The sequence below is a fragment of the Streptomyces apricus genome, assembly GCF_008369065.1.
Taxonomy (GTDB): Bacteria; Actinomycetota; Actinomycetes; order Streptomycetales; family Streptomycetaceae; genus Streptomyces; species Streptomyces apricus.
In genome coordinates, this window is record NZ_VDFC01000075.1 from 26620 (window position 1) to 44468 (window position 17849).

The window sequence follows — 17849 nt, forward strand, 5'->3', positions numbered from 1 at the left end:
GTCATGGCGGACGGCGAGGGCTTGGGAAGCCGAGTGGGGCGAGTCGCCTCCGTCGTCCCACGGCCAACCGTGCACGAACAGGTGGTTTAGCCACGGTTGAACCGGAGCCTCAGCTGGGTGCTGACCAGTTCGTAGCCGGCGAGGTCCGGGGCGCCGAATGGGTTGGGCAGGACAGCGATCGCGCGGAGGTCGCGATCGAGGACATGGGAGACGTACACGATGAAGTACGTCTCATCCGGCTTCAGACGGGATGCGCGTCGCACCTCGGACTCGCCGAGGACGATTTCGCCGCTGTTGCCGGTGGATGCCTTGACCTCGTAGAGGTAGGTCGCGTCGCCGTCGTGGATGAGGAAGTCGTAACCAAGCCGGTCGTCCCCCGGCTGCCCGCCTGCGAGCCCATGGACCCGCAGGCCGGACTTCCACGAGTCCTGTGGTTCGACCCCGAACTGCTCGTGCAGCCACGCCGCCACCGCCGCCTCGCCCGCGAGGCCCACCGCCAGGGTCCGGTCCTGGTCAGTCACGGGGGCCTGGTACGAACCGCCGTGCGACCTCGCACCGGACGAGGACGCGCTGCGTGGCTGCGGAATCCGGGGTGCGAGCGCCGTAGCAGTCGTGGCCGAGGTGGCCCGCTGCTCCGGCGTGAGGTCGGCGGCCACATCGCGGGCGAGAGCCGCCAGATCGTCGAGCCGTGCCGACACGGGCTTGCCGTTCAGCATGACATGGGGGCCGGGTGCAGACCCTCCGGGCCGACCTCTGCCCGTGACCTTGCCGTCCCCGGTGGGCTCCGACGAACGGGTCGCGGTCAGCCCGAGATCCGCGCGCCGGTCTGACAGCGGCATGTCCTCGGGCCAGTAACCGCGGGTCCGAAGCCAGGCGATCAACGCCTTCACAGACAGGACCTCGAAGTCCAGCAGTCCGTCGTCGTCCAGTTCCCGCAGGACGTCCTGGGCGGGCGGCAGTACTGCGGAGCGGCTTGCGGAGTGGAGCCGCTGCCACTCCTCGATCAGTTGCCGCAGTCGTGGCACCTGCTTGTGGACCGCCATATTGGATGCCTCGCGCACCTCGGCGAGCGGCCGCAGCGGGCGGGACGTCGACGAAGGTGCGGGGAGCCGTCTCGCCAACCATGCGTCCGCGTGAGCCTGGAGGAGTTCATCGGCGAGGTTCCACAGTGTCGTGTGCCACGCCGGGTCCGGCACGAGTGGGGAGAGGTCGCGCAGCTTCACGTACCCGGACAGGGAGCGTCCGGACCGGTGGACGTCCGCGTAGGCGTCCCGTATCCGTGCGGCGAGCGCGGGACGGTTCCGCTGGAGCCAGGTTGCGAACTGCCGTTCGTGCCGGTCCTTGTTGTCGATCTCCGGGAGGCCCAGCTCACGCCATGCTCGGTTGGCATCGGCAAGGGGCACGGAGAGGGCACTCAGTTGCCGTTCCCGGTCGTCGTCCTCCAGCAGCCGCATGAGCAGTTCCGCGTCCGGTGAGCCGATCCGGCCGGTGAGCCAATCCAGGAGGGCGGCGCGGTCGGAGAAGTCCTCGGCGCGTTGCCGGAGTTCCTCTGCAAGGTCGAGATCGAGGCAGGCGAGGAGGGGGACGAGCCGCACGCTGCCGGAGCGCTGCGAGGCACGCTCGGCGAGGACGGCCCGCAGCTGGTTCGGCCGCAGGTCCAGGACTACCGAGAGGTCTTCGTCGGGGACGCGGTCGGTCTTCAGGCCGCGCTCCTCGAGTTTCGTCAGCGCGGTCCACAGGCCGCCCGCGAGATAGGGCGCGCCAATGAGGGCGGCCACGGCAGGGGCGGCGGTGCGGAGAACCCGCCAACCGGAGCGCGGCCCACTGTGCACCACGACGACACGGGGCCGGTCGGGGTGCGGGTGCAGCAGGGCACGGTCCGCTCCGTTCTCGGTGAGGCGATGGCCGGCGATCCAGACGACCGCCTCGTCGGCCACAGTCACGTCGCAGCGGCGCAGCAGGCTGTCCACGTCAACCACTGCAACGGGCGCCGGACGGGAAGCGCGTTCTTCATCGAACTCCACCAGTGCCGCGACCAGGGTGCACAGCCAAGCTCCCGCGTACTCCGTCAACGGGAGGCGCGGTGCGTCACTGACGGGCAGCCGGTCGGCCTGGATGTCGTGCTCGGCGTCGCTGCACCGCTGGACGTCGAACGTCGTCCTCCGGTCGAGGAAGGTGTGGACCCGACCGCCCAGTGCCTTGTCCCGGATCGGGATCACGGGCACGGGGACACGGCCCAGGAGGGCCCCGTTCTGGACCCCATCCGGATCCGGGACGAAAACCGTCTCGTCCGCCTCCGCCGGGTTCAGCGGTTCGAGGACACCAGCCCGGGTGATCAGCAGCTGGCGCGGTGGCATGAGACGCCCGTCGTCAGCGGTGCGCGTCCCTGCCCCCGCCGGAAGCAACTGCGCCCACGCCTTCTCGTACTCCTGCCCGATCTCGTGGGCAAGTCTGCCATCCCGGAGGTGGGCGTCGGCCTGCACGAGATCGGGAAGGTAACAGAGCCGGTCGAGCGCGGTTTCGGAATCGTCCCAAGAGCGGACGCGGAGCAGGCCGAGCCGTGCCGCGAGCTTGGCGGACCGTCTGCTGCGCAAGGTCGCCGGCACCACGCCGAGGAACTGGGGCGGGGGCTGAACACCATGCCACCACCAGGCCGTGTCGGCTGTGGCGAACGTGCCCCCCTCGGAGGTGGCACCCAGTGCGACCGTCTGCGGGATCCACGGCGCGTGGGCGAGGAAGGCGGCTAGCGGAGTGGGCCAGGGCGTTCCGGCGGGGTCGCTGTGGCGCACGAACTGCATCTCCAGCGCGGCGTCGGGCCAGGCGACGGCGAGGCCGTGCACGATCAGCTCCGCGTAAAGTCTGCGGTCCTCCTCGGAGAAGGCCGCGTAGTCGTCCTGACCGGGCAGCACGGCTGCGGACAGGTTGCGTTCGTGGTAATCGACGCTGATGTAGCCGACCTGACGGCGGCTCGGCCAGCGCTCAGCGGTAATCCTCCACTGCGGCAGCCGGCTCCGCAGACCCGGGGCCCAGAACCGGGCGGGCCGATTGAGGTCGTCTCCCCTGATCTTGGTACTGAAGGTCTCGTAGCGGGTACGGAGTCCATGCGCGACCTGGTGCCTTTCGAGGAAGCGCATCATCGCCGCCACAGGGACCGTGTCACCGCACAGTTCCTCGGGGCGGAGGAGGAGCCGACCTTCCGTCTCGGTGAGCACGGACGACAATCCCCGGACGCTTTGCAGGAACCGAGTCAGTGTGTTGTCGACGGAGGAGTGCTCTCCGGGCCAGCCCGGCCCGAACATGGCCCGTCCCGCGTCGAACCAGCCCGCCCGGGTCGGCACGCGGAGATTCTTCAGACGGAGTGCCCTGCGGCCACCGCTCTCCAGTGCGTGGGATACCGCGCAGGCATAGCGCAGACATGCGAGGCGTACGCCGTCATCCACACCGTTGGCGCTCAATGCGGCGGCGACGACCTCAAGCACCCGGTCGGCCCCATAGTCGTGGACGAGATTCGTGGTCCTGAGCCACTTGCGGCCCTGGACTCTGCGCTTGCGGCCCTTGCCGGACCAGGCGATGCCCTCGTGCACGAAGTGAAGGCGGTCAGACACCCCGTCGGGCAGGGGCGGCAGGGAGCCTGCCTGCGGGGTATCGCGGTCGAAGAAGACGCCTTCCCCGCCAGCCGGTTCCGTCGTCGACCGGGAACTGATGACGATTCGCTTGCCGACCAGGGCCGACCCGTCGGGGAATGCCTGGGAGAGGTCGTAATAGAAGTCCGCCCACCAGTCAGGATCGAACGGATCGCGTACGGCAGTCTTGGCGAGCCGTTCCGCCCAGGACGCGAGCCGCTCGATGGGGGGAGCAAGGCCCCGGCCCACGGCCCTGGCGAGGGGCGCAAGCCGTCGCAGCCGGGTGGGGTGCAGCTTCGGGTCGACGAGATGCGTGACCCCGACAGCGGCGACCTCCTGCGGAGTGAAGACCGTGGATCCGGGCTTCCCTTCCCACAGGAAAGCACGGTGCAGGGAGGTCAACGCCCCGGGTGACGTCCCGATCACTGGGACGAACGGCACCTGGGCGATGCCCTGGTCCAGTCGTTGGAAGGCAGAGGTCAGCCGCCCCAGCTTCTCGGGCTCCCAGCACATCAGGTCGACGAGCGCGCCGGGCGGAATCGGTGCCCGCCCGTCCGCCGCAGCGAGCACCGCGCGGGCGCACAGCTCGGCCACGGTGTCGAGCAGCAGGTCGTTCCACGGCACTGCCTCGTTGAACGAACGGCGGTTCATCTCCGCGAAGAACGGTGCATGGATGTACCCCCGGACGGGCGCGAGCATCTGCTCGCCCATCGGCAGGAAGGTGTAGAGCCGCCCGGCCCCCAGGGGATCGCCGGCCGGGACGGCCACGCGTACCTCGGCCTTCTTCTCCCAGGCCGCCCAGTCGCGCCGCATCCCGCTCTTCTCCATCGACGCGGCGATCGCGTCCCGGGCCAGGTCCGCGTCTGCCTTCCCGCACACGACGATCAGTCGAATCCGCCGGCGCAGCGTGACCTGCTGCACCTTCAGGCCGCGGGAGTGGTACAACATCTCCACCTGACGGTCGTACGTCCTGCGCCGGGTCTCCCCCGCCGCCCGCCACTCCAGCCGCACGCGTTCTAGGCGGTCAAGGAACAGTTCGAACGGGGCCGTGTCATCCATGAGTTCCCGCAGTTGGCCCCTGGCGGCCGAGCACGCGTCAGCCGACTTCAGCGGCAGGCGTACGACGGTGACGAAGCCCCGGCGCGCGAGGCGCTGGGCGGCTGGCGGCGCGTCCTCCAGGAAAACCGGCACCTTCAGCGTGAGCAGGTTCTCCCTCAAGTGGGCCGCAAAACCGGTGCGTTCGGGCGCCACCTCCCGGGCGAGCGCGTCAAAGTCGTCGAGCCGGGCGAAACGGAAGGTGAAGCCGTCGAGGATCCGGGACCCCTCCCGTGCCACGCTGTAGACCTCGGGGGCGTCAGACAGGTGCAACACGCTCTTGAAGCCGACGCCTTTGTGACCGATCCCGGAATCGGCGCGCTTGCTGGACAGGGCGATGCTGCAGAGCGCCTTGAAGTCCCTTCCGCCGAACGGTTTGCCGCCGTTGGCCACATAGAGAGTGCCGTGCTCTCCCTCGTCCTCGTCGAAAAGGATCTCGATGCGCCCGTCAGCGCTGCGCGCTGGGTGAGCGTCGTGCGCGTTCTGCAGCAGCTCGATGAGCACCCGGCCGTCGTACTCGGGCGAGATGATCGTCTCGGCCACGGCCTTGGCCTCGCGAGCCGCTTCTCGGCCATCGTCCCAGTCCCGCAGACAGCCCCGAACCTCAACGAGCGCCTGATCACGGACGCGCTTACGCACTGCAGCCCGCCTGCGTGAATGCACGCGCTCCGATGACGACCGACGGCCTCCGGCTCCCATACCGCCGCTCCCCCGCGCCTCTCCCACCCCGCTCCGTCGGTGATCCTACTGAGTGAGAAGGAGCCGTGAAGGGCTTTGCCACGGACGGTCCTGTCACCCTTATCCGACGCTGACTGTGTCCTCAGTTCATGGACAGGCAACCGATCGCGGCAAGGACCATGCATCATTTGGCAACCGGCACACGCCACCCTTCCGAGGACCTGACCTGCCCAGCAAGCCACCTGACACCCCATCAGAACGAGCGTCAAATGAGCGTCACGAGCGTCATTTCGGCGTCAAGATATCGCCCGTAACGCCCACACCGCACATAACGCGCACGCGCAAACCCGCAGGTCAGGTGCCCTTTGCGACCGGTTCGAGGATCGCCACGCACTCCACATGGTGCGTCATCGGGAACAGGTCGAACGCTCGTAGCGTCCGTACGCGGTATCCGCCCTCCCTGAAGTACGCCAGGTCGCGGGCCAGGGCCGCCGGGTCGCAGGCCACGTAGGCGATCTTGCGGGCGCCCAGGCCCGACAGGTGCTGGACCGTCTTCTTTCCCGCGCCCGCGCGCGGCGGGTCCAGGACGATCAGGTCGACCTCGGTGATGCCGGTCCGCGGCAGGACCGTCTCGACCTTGCCCTGCTCGATGCGGACGCGGTCGAACGCCGCCAGGTTGTGCCGGGCGTCCTCCACCGCGCGTTTGCCCGACTCGATGCCCAGGACCGCACCCTTGTCGCCCAGGCGGTCGGCGAGCGCGCCCGCGAAGAGGCCCACGCCGCAGTAGAGGTCGAGCGCCATGTCGCCCTTGCGCGGCAGCAGGCCCTGCATGACCGCCTTGACCAGGGTGTCGGCCGCCATCGGGTGGACCTGCCAGAAGCCGCCGCTGCCGACCCGGTGCGTCCGGCCGTCGGCGCGCTCGCGGACGAAGGCGCGCCCGTGCACCCGGTGGATGCCGCCGTCGTGCTCCTCGACGCGCATCACGGAGACCGGCTTGTCGAGCTCGACCAGCGGCAGCCGCGCACCCGGCTTCGGTTCGAGGATGACCATGCGGTCCTGCGAGCCCGTCGCGGCGATCGCCTCGACCGAGGCCATGCCGGACCAGTCGCGCTGCTCGATGCCCAGCTCCGAGATGCCGTCCGCGGCGATCATGCAGTGCTCGATCGGCTCGACCTCGTGCGAGCGGTGGCGGCGCAGACCGGCGTTGCCGTCCTCGTCGACCGCGTACTGCACGCGCGTGCGCCAGGACGGCACCTCGCCCGCGGGCAGCTTGTCGCCCTCGGCCGGCATCACCGTGCCGTCCCAGCCGGCCTCCTCCGGGGTGAGGCCCGCGAGCCGCTTGAGCTGCTCGGTGATGACCTCGCCCTTGAGGCGCCGCTGCGCGCCCGGCTTGGCGTGCTGCCAGTCGCAGCCGCCGCAGCGCCCGGGACGGGCGTAGGGGCACGGGGCCTCGATGCGGTCCTTGGACGCCTCCAGGACCTCGACCGCGTCGGCGCGCAGGAAGCGCGCGCCCTCCTCGCCCTCGGTCACGCGCGCCACGACCCGCTCGCCGGGCAGCGCGTGCCGTACGAAGAGGACCTGGCCGGCGTCGGTGCGGGAGATGCAGTGGCCGCCGTGCGCCACGGGGCCGACCTCGACCTCGTACTCCTGCCCCACGAGCGACCCCGCCGGCGTTTTCTTCGGTTCTGCCTGCATTACGGGGTGACTCCAAAGGCGAAAGGGGAGGGAAGGGGAAGAGAGAAGGGAAAGAGAGGGGAAAAGGGGACGGACGGCCGGGACGGCTGAACCGCCGGGCGGCCGGACACCGGTACGGGCGGACAACAGCCCACCAGTCTACGTCGGCCCCGCCCGGCCGCTCACCACGAGCCCACCGGCACCCTCCGCACCGCCCGCACCCCACACTGTCCGGCCGCTCACCACCAGCCCATCAGCCCGCCAGTCCACCGGCCGGCCGACCGACCGGCCGGAGCCCGGACGGTCCTCACCGCTTCGGTGTCGACGGCTCCTTCGGGCGGTGTTCCGCCGGGCCGCGCCGTACCGAGCCCGGGGCGTTCCACTCCGAGCGCCTGCGGGCCCGCTTCTTGGCCACCTCGGAGGACTCCAGCTGGTAGGGCACGGAGGTCACCATCACGCCCGGCGTGAACAGCAGGCGTCCCTTGAGCCGCAGCGCGCTCTGGTTGTGCAGCAGGTGCTCGTACCAGTGCCCGACGACGTACTCGGGGATGATCACCGACACCACGTCGCGCGGGGACTCGCGGCGCAGCCCCTTCACGTACTCGATGACCGGCCGGGTGATCTCGCGGTACGGCGAGTCCAGGACCTTCAGCGGCACGGTGAAGCCGCGCCGCTCCCACTCGTCGCGCAGGGCCTTGGTCTCGACCGGGTCGACGTTGACGCTGAGCGCCTCCAGGGTGTCGGAGCGCATCAACTTGGCGTAGGCGAGGGCGCGCAGCGCCGGCCGGTGGATCTTGGAGATCAGGACGACGGAGTGGACCCGGGAGGGGCGCAGGCTGTCGTCGGACGGGCCCTCGGGCGCGGCGATCTCCTCGGCCACCCGGTCGTAGTGCTTGCGGATGGCGGACATCGTCGCGTAGAAGATCACCATGCCGAGCAGGGCGACCCAGGCGCCGTGGGTGAATTTGGTGCCGAGGACGACGACCAGGACCAGGCCGGTGAAGAAGGCGCCGAACGCGTTGATGGCGCGGGAGCGGACCATGTGGCGGCGCTTGGCCGGGTCCTTCTCGGTGGCCAGGTGGCGGTTCCAGTGCCGGACCATGCCGGTCTGGCTCAGCGTGAAGGACACGAACACGCCGACGATGTAGAGCTGGATCAGGCGGGTCGAGTCGGCTCCGTAGATCCAGACCAGCAGGATGGCGGCTCCCGCGAGCAGCACGATGCCGTTGGAGAAGGCGAGCCGGTCGCCCCGGGTGTGCAGCTGGCGCGGCAGGTAGCGGTCCTGGGCGAGGATCGAGCCGAGCAGCGGGAAGCCGTTGTACGCCGTGTTCGCGGCCAGGAAGAGCACGAGCGCGGTGGCCGCGGCGAGCACGATGAACAGGAAGCTGCCGTCGCCGAACACGGCTTCGGCGACCTGGGAGATCACCGGGTTCTGGACGTAGTCGGAGCCGACCGCGACACCGTTCTCGAACAGGTCGTGCGCCGGGTTCTCGGCCATGCGGACCTTGGTCTCCATGGCCAGGGCGATGATGCCGCAGAACATGGTGACGGCGAGCAGGCCCATCATCGCGAGGGTGGTGGCCGCGTTCTTCGACTTGGGCTTGCGGAAGGCCGGGACGCCGTTGCTGATCGCCTCGACGCCGGTGAGCGCGGCACAGCCGGAGGAGAAGGCGCGCAGCAACAGGAAGACCAGGGCGAAGCCCGCGAGCCCCTGGTGCTCGGGCTTGATCTCGTAGTCGGCGGTCGGCGCCTTCATGGTGTCGCCGAGGACGATCCCGCGGAACGCGCCCCAGGCGATCATCAGGAAGACGCCCGTCACGAACACGTACGTCGGGATGGCGAAGAGCTTGCCCGACTCCTTGACCCCGCGCAGGTTCATGAGGGTGAGCAGCACGATCACGGCGATCGCGCACAGCACCTTGTGCTCGACGACGAACGGGACGGCCGAGCCGAGGTTCTCGATGCCCGAGGCGATCGACACGGCCACGGTGAGGACGTAGTCCACGAGCAGCGCGCTGGCGACGGTGAGGCCGGCCTTGGGGCCGAGGTTGGTGTTGGCGACCTCGTAGTCGCCGCCCCCGCTGGGGTAGGCGTGCACGTTCTGCCGGTAGGAGGCCACGACGGTGAACATCAGCACGACGACCGCGACGGCGATCCAGGGGCTGAAGTGATAGGCCGACACGCCCGCGATGGACAGGACGAGCAGCACTTCTCCCGGCGCGTACGCCACGGAGGAGAGCGGGTCGGAAGCGAAGACGGGGAGTGCGATGCGCTTCGGCAGGAGTGTCTCTCCGAGCCGGTCACTGCGCAGTGCGCGCCCGATCAGGATCCGTTTGGGCACGTCGGTCAGTTTGGACACGGTGAGGATCGTAAGCGCTCGAACAGGCCGCCGCCCACCCACCCCCCGCCGGAGCGCCCGATCCGCGGGATCCGCGACCGCGATCTGCCCTACGAGTGAAATCCCCTGCGCACTCGCCGATGCAATCGCCGACAGGGTGAATCTCCGTGCCTATATGAAAAAGGCCAAAACTTTGCCTCGCTTTGCCGATTCATGGAGGTTCCATGCACGCCACGGCCGAATTCATCGGTGCCACCGCTGAACTCATCGGTGCCGCGGCCGGACTCGTCGGACTCGGCATCCTCACCCTTGTCAGCGTGCGCAGCATCAGCCGCCGCTGATCGCCGTCACCGATCGCCGCCGGTGATCGCCGTCACTGATCGCCGTCGCGGCACGGGCGGATGTGCACAGGGGTGCCGCGGACGGACCGCGCGTGTGTAGCTTGGGCGTCGGTCTGAGACCCTGTTTCAGCCTGAGCTGTAACTTTTCACACCGGAAGGACGGTCGTGCACATCGTCATCATGGGCTGCGGCAGAGTGGGTTCCGCCCTCGCCCAGACCCTGGAGCAACAGGGGCACACGGTCGCCGTGATCGACCGTGACCCCACCGCCTTCCGACGACTGGGCTCCGGATTCGGTGGCCGTCGTGTGACCGGCGTCGGCTTCGACCAGGACACCCTGCGCGAGGCGGGCATCGAGGAGGCCGGCGCCTTCGCCGCCGTCTCCAGCGGCGACAACTCGAACATCATCGCCGCCCGGGTGGCCCGCGAGATGTTCGGCATCGAGAACGTGGCGGCGCGCATCTACGACCCGCGCCGCGCCGAGGTGTACCAGCGCCTGGGCATCCCCACCGTCGCCACCGTCCGCTGGACGGCCGACCAGATGCTGCGCCGGCTGCTGCCGTCGGGCGCCGAGCCGCTGTGGCGCGACCCCACCGGCGGGGTGCAGCTCGCCGAGGTGCACGCCTCGACGGCGTGGGTCGGCCAGCGGATCAGCCGGCTCCAGGAGGAGACGGGGGTGCGCGTGGCCTTCCTCACCCGGCTGGGCGAGGCGGTGCTGCCCAGCTCGCAGACGGTGCTGCAGGAGGGCGACCTGGTGCACGTGATGATGCGTACGGACGCCGTCGAGAAGGTCGAGGCGTCGTTCGCCGAGGGCCCCGAAGAGGAGAGCGGTCACTGATGAGGGTCGCCATTGCCGGTGCCGGCGCCGTGGGCCGCTCGATCGCGGGCGAGCTCCTGGAGAACGGGCACGAGATCCTGCTGATCGACAAGGCGCCGACCGCCATCTCGGTCGAGCGCGTCCCGATGGCGGAGTGGCTGCTGGCCGACGCCTGCGAGATCACGTCCCTGGACGAGGCGGCGCTCCAGCGCTGCAACGTGGTCATCGCGGCCACCGGCGACGACAAGGTCAACCTCGTCGTCTCGCTGCTCGCGAAGACCGAGTACGGCGTCCCGCGGGTCGTCGCCCGCGTCAACAACCCGAAGAACGAGTGGCTGTTCAACGAGTCGTGGGGCGTGGACGTCGCCGTCTCGACCCCCCGTCTGATGTCGGCCCTGGTCGAGGAGGCGGTGAGCGTCGGCGACCTGGTCCGGCTGCTGCGCTTCAGCCACGGCGACGCCAACCTCGTCGAGCTGACCCTGCCGCCGGAGTCCGCCCTGGCGGGCACCCAGGTCGGGGACGTGGCCTGGCCCGAGGACACCTCCCTGGTCACCATCATCCGCGGCACCCGGGTGCTCACCCCGACCCGCGAGGACTCGCTGGAGGCGGGCGACGAGCTCCTGTTCGTGGCGGCCCAGGCCCGTGAGGAGCAGCTGGAGGACCTGCTGTCGGTACGCCGCGAGGACGCGACGGGCTGACGCACGCGCAGACACGAGCAGGGGGCGCCCGGAAGAATCCGGGCGCCCCCTGCTCGGTGGTGCGGGCCTGCTGGTCGGCGGTCGGCCCTAGTCGGCGGACCGGGCGGCGGCGCGCCGCTCCTTCTCCGCCTTCTCCTCGGCCTCCATCTCGGCGAAGACGTCGATCGGCGGCGGAGCCTTCGCGAGGAAGACCCACGTCAGCCAGACCGCGAGCAGGAAGGGCGGGATCTTCAGGGCGATCAGGACCCAGCCGAACTGGGTGGTGTCGGCCCACCAGTACAGCGGGAAGAGGATCGCGCACTTGGCGAGCAGGATCAGGCCCCACGCGTAACTGGCCTTCGCGTACGCCTTCTTGCGGCCCGGGTTGCGGGTGCGCCAGGAGAGGTTCTCCTTGAAGACCGGGCCCAGGATCAGGCCGATCAGGGGGACCCCGGCGAGCGTGGTGACGATGTAGGCGAGGGCGAGGCCGAGCGTGTACAGCATGCCCGGCAGGTAGAAGTCCTTCGCGTTGCCCGTCATCATCGCGAAGACGACGCCGAAGGCGACACCGAAGACCCCGCTGAACGCGTGCTTGACGGTGTCCTTCATGACCAGGCGGACCACGACGAGCAGGATCGACACGCCGAGGGCCGCGATGGCCGCCGAGTGCAGGTCCTTGTTGATCGTGAAGATCGTGACGAAGAGCAGGCCGGGCAGGACCGTCTCGATCATGCCCCGCAGACCGCCGAACGCCTCGAAGAGGGCCGCCTCGGTCACCGCCCGCGAGTCCTGCGCGTCCTGCGCATCCCGCTGGGCGTCTTCGGTCGGCTTGTCGAGCGACGTCACCGGCTACTCCCGTCCGAGGGGTCTGAGTTCGTATTTGGGATTGAACAGCACGCGGCGGCCCCGGCTCATCGAGATCCGGCCCGACGCCATCAGCTTGCGCCCCGGTTCTATGCCCACGATGGAACGTCTGCCGAGCCACACCACGTCCAGGGCGGCCGAACCGTCGAACAGCTCGGCCTCCAGGGCCGGGACACCGGCCCTCGGGCGCAGGGTGACCGTGCGCAAGGTACCAGTAACCGTCACCACCTGCCGGTCGCGGCAGTCACCGATCCGTGTGCATCCCGCGGTCTCGGCGTCCTCCCGCAGCTCCTCCGACTCCAGGTCCTCCTGGGAGGAGGAGAGCCGGTCGATCATGCGCCGGAACCGGCCCGCCGGCTTTTCGGATCGAGGGACAGCACTCATGTACCAAAGCGTACCGGGGGGCGCTGCAAGCTACGTACCCGTCGTACTAGCGCTCGAACCGGTACCCCATGCCCGGCTCGGTGACGAAGTGCCGGGGATGCGACGGGTCCGCCTCCAGTTTCCGGCGCAGCTGGGCCATGTAGACGCGCAGGTAGTTCGTCTCGGTGCCGTAGGAGGGGCCCCAGACCTCCTGGAGCAGCTGTTTCTGGCCGACCAGGCGGCCCGTGTTGCGCACCAGCACCTCCAGGAGGTGCCACTCGGTCGGGGTCAGGCGCACGTCGCGGCCGTCCCGGTTGACCTTCTTGGCGGCCAGGTCGACGGTGAAGTCCTCGGTCGTGACGATCACGTCGTCCTCGCCGCCGCCGGTGGGCTCGGCCCGGCGCACGGCCGCCCGCAGCCGGGCGAGCAGCTCGTCCATGCCGAAGGGTTTGGTGACGTAGTCGTCGGCGCCCGCGTCGAGCGCCTCGACCTTCTCGTCGGAGGAGTGCCGGGCGGACAGGACGAGGATCGGTACGCGCGTCCAGCCGCGCAGTCCCCTGATCACCTCGACGCCGTCCATGTCGGGCAGGCCGAGGTCGAGCACGACCACGTCGGGGTGGCGGGCGGCCGCGAGCTGCAGCGCGGTGGCGCCGTCGGGGGCCGCGTCGACCTCGTACTTGCGTGCCTTGAGGTTGATCACGAGGGCTCGGGTGATCTGCGGCTCGTCGTCGACCACGAGGACGCGCGTCATGAGGCCTGCCTTTCCGGTTGTGCGGGTTCCTCCGGTTGTACGGGTTCCGCCGCCGCGAGGGCCTCGGGGCGGGAGGGGCGCGCCGCGAGGGTGAGGACCATGGTGAGGCCGCCGCCCGGGGTGTCCTCGGCGTTGAGGGTGCCGCCCATGGCCTCGGCGAAGCCGCGGGCGACCGCGAGGCCCAGGCCCACCCCGGCGCCGCGCGGGGCGTCGCCGTAGCGCTGGAAGGGGGCGAAGATACGGTCCTTCGCCTCGTCGGGTACGCCCCGGCCGCGGTCCACGACCCGTACCTCCACCCGGTCGCCGAGCGTGCTGGCGGCGACGAGGACGCGTTCGCCCGCGGGGCTGTACTTGACGGCGTTCTCGACGATGTTGGCGACCGAGCGCTCCAGCAGGCCCGGGTCGACCGCGACCATGGGCAGCGTCTCGGGGATCTCCAGCTCGACGCTGTGCTCCGGTACGCCGCCCAGCGCCATCGGGACCACCTCGTCGAGGTCGATCTCGCGGATCAGCGGGGTGACGGTGCCGGTCTGCAGGCGGGACATGTCGAGCAGGTTCCCCACCAGGTGGTCGAGCCGGTCGGCGCCCGCCTCGATGCCCTCCAGGAGCTCCGCCTCGTCCTCCTCGGACCAGGCCACGTCGTCCGACCTGAGGGAGGACACGGCGGCCTTGATGGCGGCCAGCGGCGTACGCAGGTCGTGGCTGACGGCGGCCAGCAGTGCGGTGCGGATGCGGTTGCCCTCGGCGAGCGCACGGGCCCGCTCGGCCTCCTTCTGCAGCCGTTTGCGGTCCAGGACGACGACGGCCTGGGCGGCGAAGGCGGCGAGCACCCGGCGGTCCTCGGCGGGCAGCACCCGGCCGGAGAGGGCGAGCGCGGTGTGGTCGCCGACCGGCATGTCGACGTCGGCGGCCTCGGGGAGCGCCGGCGGGTGCGGGCCGACGCTGCCGGCGCAGGTCCACGGGTCGACGTCGCCGGCCCGTTCGAGGAGCGCCACGGACTCCATGCCGAAGGTCTCGCGGACCCGCTCCAGCAGGGCGTCGAGGCTGGTCTCGCCGCGCAGGACGCTGCCCGCCAGGAAGGAGAGGATCTCGGACTCGGCGCGCAGCCGGGCCGCCTGGTGGGTGCGGCGGGCCGCCAGGTCCACCACGGAGGCGACCGAGATGGCCACGCCGATGAAGATGGCGATGGCGACGAAGTTCTTGGGGTCGGCGATGGTCAGCCGGTGCAGCGGCGGGGMGAAGAACCAGTTGAGGAGCAGGGAGCCGAAGGCCGCCGAGGCGAGCGCCGGGAGCAGTCCGCCGAGCAGGGCTGCCGCCACGGTGAGCGTCAGGAACAGCAGCATGTCGTTGGCGAGCCCGAGGTCGGCGTCGGCGTTGATCAGCAGCAGCGCGAGGAGCGCCGGGCCGACGACGCCCACCAGCCAGCCCGCGACGATCCGGGAGCGGCCCAGGCGGGCGCCGCGCGCGACGGGGAGGCCGCGCCCCTTGCCCGCCTCGTCGTGGGTGACGATGTGCACGTCCAGGTCGGGCCCCGACTCGCGGGCGACCGTGGCGCCGACGCCGGGGCCGAACACGTACTGCCAGGCCTTGCGGCGCGAGGAGCCGAGCACGATCTGGGTGGCGTTGACCCCGCGGGCGAACTCCAGCAGCGCGGACGGCACGTCGTCGCCCACGACGTGGTGGAAGGTGCCGCCGAGGTCCTCGGCGAGGGTCCGCTGGACGGCCAGCTCCTTGGGCGAGGCGGAGGTCAGCCCGTCGCTGCGGGCGATGTAGACGGCGAGCACCTCGCCGCCGGCGCCCTTCTCCGCGAGGCGGGCGGCGCGGCGGATCAGCGTACGGCCCTCGGGACCGCCGGTGAGGCCGACGACGATGCGTTCGCGGGCCTGCCAGGTGGAGCTGATGCCGTGCTCGCCCCGGTACTGGCGTAGGTACTCGTCGACGCGGTCGGCGACCCACAGCAGGGCCAGCTCGCGCAGGGCGGTGAGGTTGCCGGGGCGGAAGTAGTTGGACAGGGCCGCGTCGACCTTGTCGGGCTGGTAGATGTTGCCGTGCGCCATCCGGCGGCGCAGCGCCTGGGGCGACATGTCGACCAGCTCTATCTGGTCGGCCCGCCGCACCACCTCGTCGGGGACGGTCTCGCGCTGGCGCACGCCCGTTATCGACTCGACGACGTCGCCGAGCGATTCGAGATGCTGGATGTTGACGGTGGAGACGACGTCGATGCCGGCCGCCAGCAGCTCCTCGACGTCCTGCCAGCGCTTGGCGTTGCGCGAGCCGGGCACATTGCTGTGCGCCAGTTCGTCCACCAGGGCGACGGCCGGGTCGCGGGCCAGGACGGCGTCGACGTCCATCTCGGTGAAGACGGCGTCCCGGTGGGCCAGCTCCTTGCGCGGGACCTGCTCCAGGCCGTGCAGCATCACCTCCGTGCGCGGCCGGCCGTGGTGCTCGACGAAGGCCACCACGCAGTCCGCGCCCCGCTCGACGCGGCGGTGCGCCTCGGCCAGCATCGCGTACGTCTTGCCGACGCCCGGTGCCGCACCGAGGTAGATCCGAAGTCTGCCGCGTCCCATGGCCTCATTGTCTTCCCGAACACCCCGCGTACGCCGATCCGACCTTACGGCCTGCGATCGGGGCGAAAGGGACGGGAGGCCCGGGCGCGGACGTCCTTGACGCAACCCTGACGCCGCGACCCACGGCCCGCGGCAGGTGTCGGGGCCGGTGCCGGGACGGGAGCGGTGGCGTCAGCTCTCGACGAGTTCGCCGTCGCCGAGTTCCAGGACCCGGTCGGCCAGGTCCAGCAGGGCCGCGTCGTGGGTGGCGACGAGGGCGGTGACCCGCTGGCCGCGGACGACCGCCCGCAGCAGCTCCATGACCCCGAGGCCGGTCTCGGCGTCGAGCTGCCCGGTGGGTTCGTCGGCGATGAGGAGCGCCGGCTCGTTGGCGAGGGCGCGGGCGATGGCGACGCGCTGCTGCTGGCCGCCGGAGAGCTCGCCGGGGCGCTGGGCGGCGTGGCCGGCGAGCCCGACCAGGGAGAGCAGCAGCTCGACGCGCTCCTCGCGGGCGCGCGGGTCCGTCCGGCGCAGCCGCAGGGGCACGCCCACGTTCTCGGCGGCCGTCAGGACGGGGATGAGCCCGAAGGACTGGAAGACGAAGCCGATGCGGTCCCGGCGCAGTTCCAGCAGCCCGTTCTCCCCGAGCCCGGAGAGGTCGACCCCGTCGACGGTGACGCGCCCGGCGTCCGGCTCGTCGAGTCCGCCGACGAGGTTCAGCAGGGTGGTCTTGCCGGACCCCGACCGCCCCTTGAGGGCGACGAGTTCACCGCGCGGGACGGCGAAGGACACCCCGCGCAGGGCGTGCACGGCGGTGGCGCCGCTGCCGTAGGAGCGGTGGACGTCCTCCACCCGCACCATGGGGTCGGTGCCGACCGTGTCCGTGCCGATCCGCGTGCTCATGCCCCTCCCCGTGGACCGGGCGCCAGTATCACCGTCCGGCGCCCGGGCCTGCAACGGTCCGCCCCCGGCCGGTCAGCTCGGGTTGTCGCCGTGCGTGAGCGTCTCCCAGGCGACGAAGAGGTTGTTGCTCCCCGCCGGACGGTTGCGCGCCGTCAGCGCCTCGGTGTTGGTCATGGCGTGCCCGAGCCGGTTGTGCAGGGCGTTGTGGCCGACCTCGGTGACGGGCCCGAGCCCCAGGTGCAGCGAGCCGCCGCACAGCCAGCCCGGGGCCGCCTCGCCGAGTTCGTACTTCGCCTGGAAGCCGAGCGCGTGCCGCAGCCGCTCGCCGACGTCGGTGCCGTACAGGTCCTGGCCCTGGATGCGGCTGGTCTCGGCGATGTGCGAGATCGCCGAGATGCCGTACCCGGTGTGGGTGAAGTCGCGGCAGGTCTCCTGGGTGAGTCCGTTGACGAAGGTGGACTGGCCCTGCCAGTAGTTGACGATCTTCTGCGTGGTGTCGAGGTTCTGGCTCGGCACGGTCCTCGGCAGGGCGCCGTCGGAGGAGAGGTAGACGTAGGCGGCCGTGCGGGTGCGGAACTTCGCCATCGCCTTGTCGTAGGAGGCCTTGTCCTCCAGGAAGACGGAGATGCCGACGGCGGCCTCCATCATCGACAGCTCCCAGTTGCCGTTGGAGTTCGAGCCGTTGATGACCTCGGGCAGGTAGACGTCGCGCAGCATCGTCGCGAAGCGGCCGGAGTTGGCCCAGCCGCCGTCGTACGTGTACTTGATGATCTCGGCGGCCTTGGGCCAGGAGGAGCCGGCCCAGCCGGTCTGCAGCGGCGCGTTGCTGTTGGTGTGGTCGCGGATGGTCGCGGACCAGGCGTCCATCAGCTCGATCGCTTTCTTCGCGTACCGGGCGTCGCGCGTGACGTACCAGGCGAGCGCCTGGGTGTACGCGGCGATGGCGTCCTCGCGCTCGTCGGTGCAGCCGTTGTTGGGGTTCGAGTACGAGCCGCACTCCACGACCGCGCGTGGCTTGGCGGTGCGGGTGAGCGAGCCGTACTTGCTCGACAGCATCTGGTCGTACGCGCCCTTCCAGGGCTGGACACCGGCGTTGACCTGCTGCCGGGCGAAGTCCAGCTGGCCGCGGGAGACGGTGACCCCGGGGTGCGCGAAGGCGGCCGGGGCCGCCTGGGCG

General features: G+C 70.6%; 11 protein-coding genes. 2 read left to right on the plus strand and 9 right to left on the minus strand.

From position 1 onward, the window contains the following. Positions 1-86: 86 nt before the first annotated feature. From FGF04_RS33815 to FGF04_RS33825, 3 genes are all read right to left on the minus strand, one after another. The gene (locus FGF04_RS33815) at positions 87-5261 is read right to left on the minus strand and encodes a sacsin N-terminal ATP-binding-like domain-containing protein (RefSeq protein WP_149515214.1); all 5175 of its coding nucleotides are present in this window, start codon (positions 5259-5261) and stop codon (positions 87-89) included. Positions 5262-5750: 489 nt separating this feature from the next. After that, the gene (locus FGF04_RS33820) at positions 5751-7091 is read right to left on the minus strand and encodes a class I SAM-dependent RNA methyltransferase (protein WP_149515215.1); all 1341 of its coding nucleotides are present in this window, start codon (positions 7089-7091) and stop codon (positions 5751-5753) included. A 286-nt stretch (positions 7092-7377) separates the two neighbouring features. Beyond that, a complete protein-coding gene (locus FGF04_RS33825; protein WP_149515216.1) occupies positions 7378-9429 on the minus strand; it encodes an APC family permease in 2052 nt (683 codons plus the stop codon). Positions 9430-9914: 485 nt separating this feature from the next. Here FGF04_RS33825 and FGF04_RS33830 point away from each other — a divergent pair, with 485 nt between their 5' ends. Continuing rightward, positions 9915-10586 carry a potassium channel family protein gene (locus FGF04_RS33830; RefSeq protein ID WP_149515217.1) on the plus strand — a complete coding sequence of 224 codons (672 nt, stop codon included), beginning with the start codon at positions 9915-9917 and terminating at the stop codon, positions 10584-10586. Continuing rightward, positions 10586-11263, plus strand: a complete 678-nt coding sequence (locus FGF04_RS33835) for a potassium channel family protein (protein ID WP_149515218.1) — start codon at positions 10586-10588, stop codon at positions 11261-11263. Before FGF04_RS33830 ends, FGF04_RS33835 begins: the two co-directional genes overlap by 1 nt. An 87-nt stretch (positions 11264-11350) precedes the next feature. Here FGF04_RS33835 and FGF04_RS33840 read toward each other — a convergent pair whose 3' ends face one another. The 6 genes from FGF04_RS33840 to FGF04_RS33865 all read right to left on the minus strand — a co-directional run. Further along, positions 11351-12088, minus strand: coding sequence for a DUF3159 domain-containing protein (locus FGF04_RS33840; protein ID WP_149515219.1), 738 nt, complete (start codon positions 12086-12088; stop codon positions 11351-11353). Between the two features lie 3 nt (positions 12089-12091). Further along, a complete protein-coding gene (locus FGF04_RS33845; protein WP_107021532.1) occupies positions 12092-12490 on the minus strand; it encodes an OB-fold nucleic acid binding domain-containing protein in 399 nt (132 codons plus the stop codon). A gap of 46 nt (positions 12491-12536) precedes the next feature. After that, on the minus strand, positions 12537-13220 hold the full coding sequence (locus FGF04_RS33850; RefSeq protein ID WP_149515220.1) for a response regulator: 684 nt from the start codon (positions 13218-13220) through the stop codon (positions 12537-12539). After that, positions 13217-15790 carry a sensor histidine kinase gene (locus FGF04_RS33855; RefSeq protein ID WP_149515221.1) on the minus strand — a complete coding sequence of 858 codons (2574 nt, stop codon included), beginning with the start codon at positions 15788-15790 and terminating at the stop codon, positions 13217-13219. The genes FGF04_RS33850 and FGF04_RS33855 overlap by 4 nt, the downstream gene beginning before the upstream one ends. 171 nt (positions 15791-15961) lie before the next feature. Next, a complete protein-coding gene (locus FGF04_RS33860; protein WP_149515222.1) occupies positions 15962-16672 on the minus strand; it encodes an ABC transporter ATP-binding protein in 711 nt (236 codons plus the stop codon). Positions 16673-16744: 72 nt separating this feature from the next. Beyond that, positions 16745-17849: alginate lyase family protein (locus FGF04_RS33865; protein ID WP_149515443.1), on the minus strand; the 1105-nt coding region annotated here is incomplete at its 5' end.

Excerpts from the sequence above, each read along its gene's own strand:
- FGF04_RS33845 (WP_107021532.1), bottom strand. The coding sequence starts at position 12,490 with ATGAGTGCTGTCCCTCGATCCGAAAAGCCGGCGGGCCGGTTCCGGCGC.
- FGF04_RS33835 (WP_149515218.1), top strand. The coding sequence starts at position 10,586 with ATGAGGGTCGCCATTGCCGGTGCCGGCGCCGTGGGCCGCTCGATCGCG.
- FGF04_RS33850 (WP_149515220.1), bottom strand. The coding sequence starts at position 13,220 with ATGACGCGCGTCCTCGTGGTCGACGACGAGCCGCAGATCACCCGAGCC.
- FGF04_RS33860 (WP_149515222.1), bottom strand. The coding sequence starts at position 16,672 with ATGAGCACGCGGATCGGCACGGACACGGTCGGCACCGACCCCATGGTG.
- FGF04_RS33820 (WP_149515215.1), bottom strand. The coding sequence starts at position 7,091 with ATGCAGGCAGAACCGAAGAAAACGCCGGCGGGGTCGCTCGTGGGGCAG.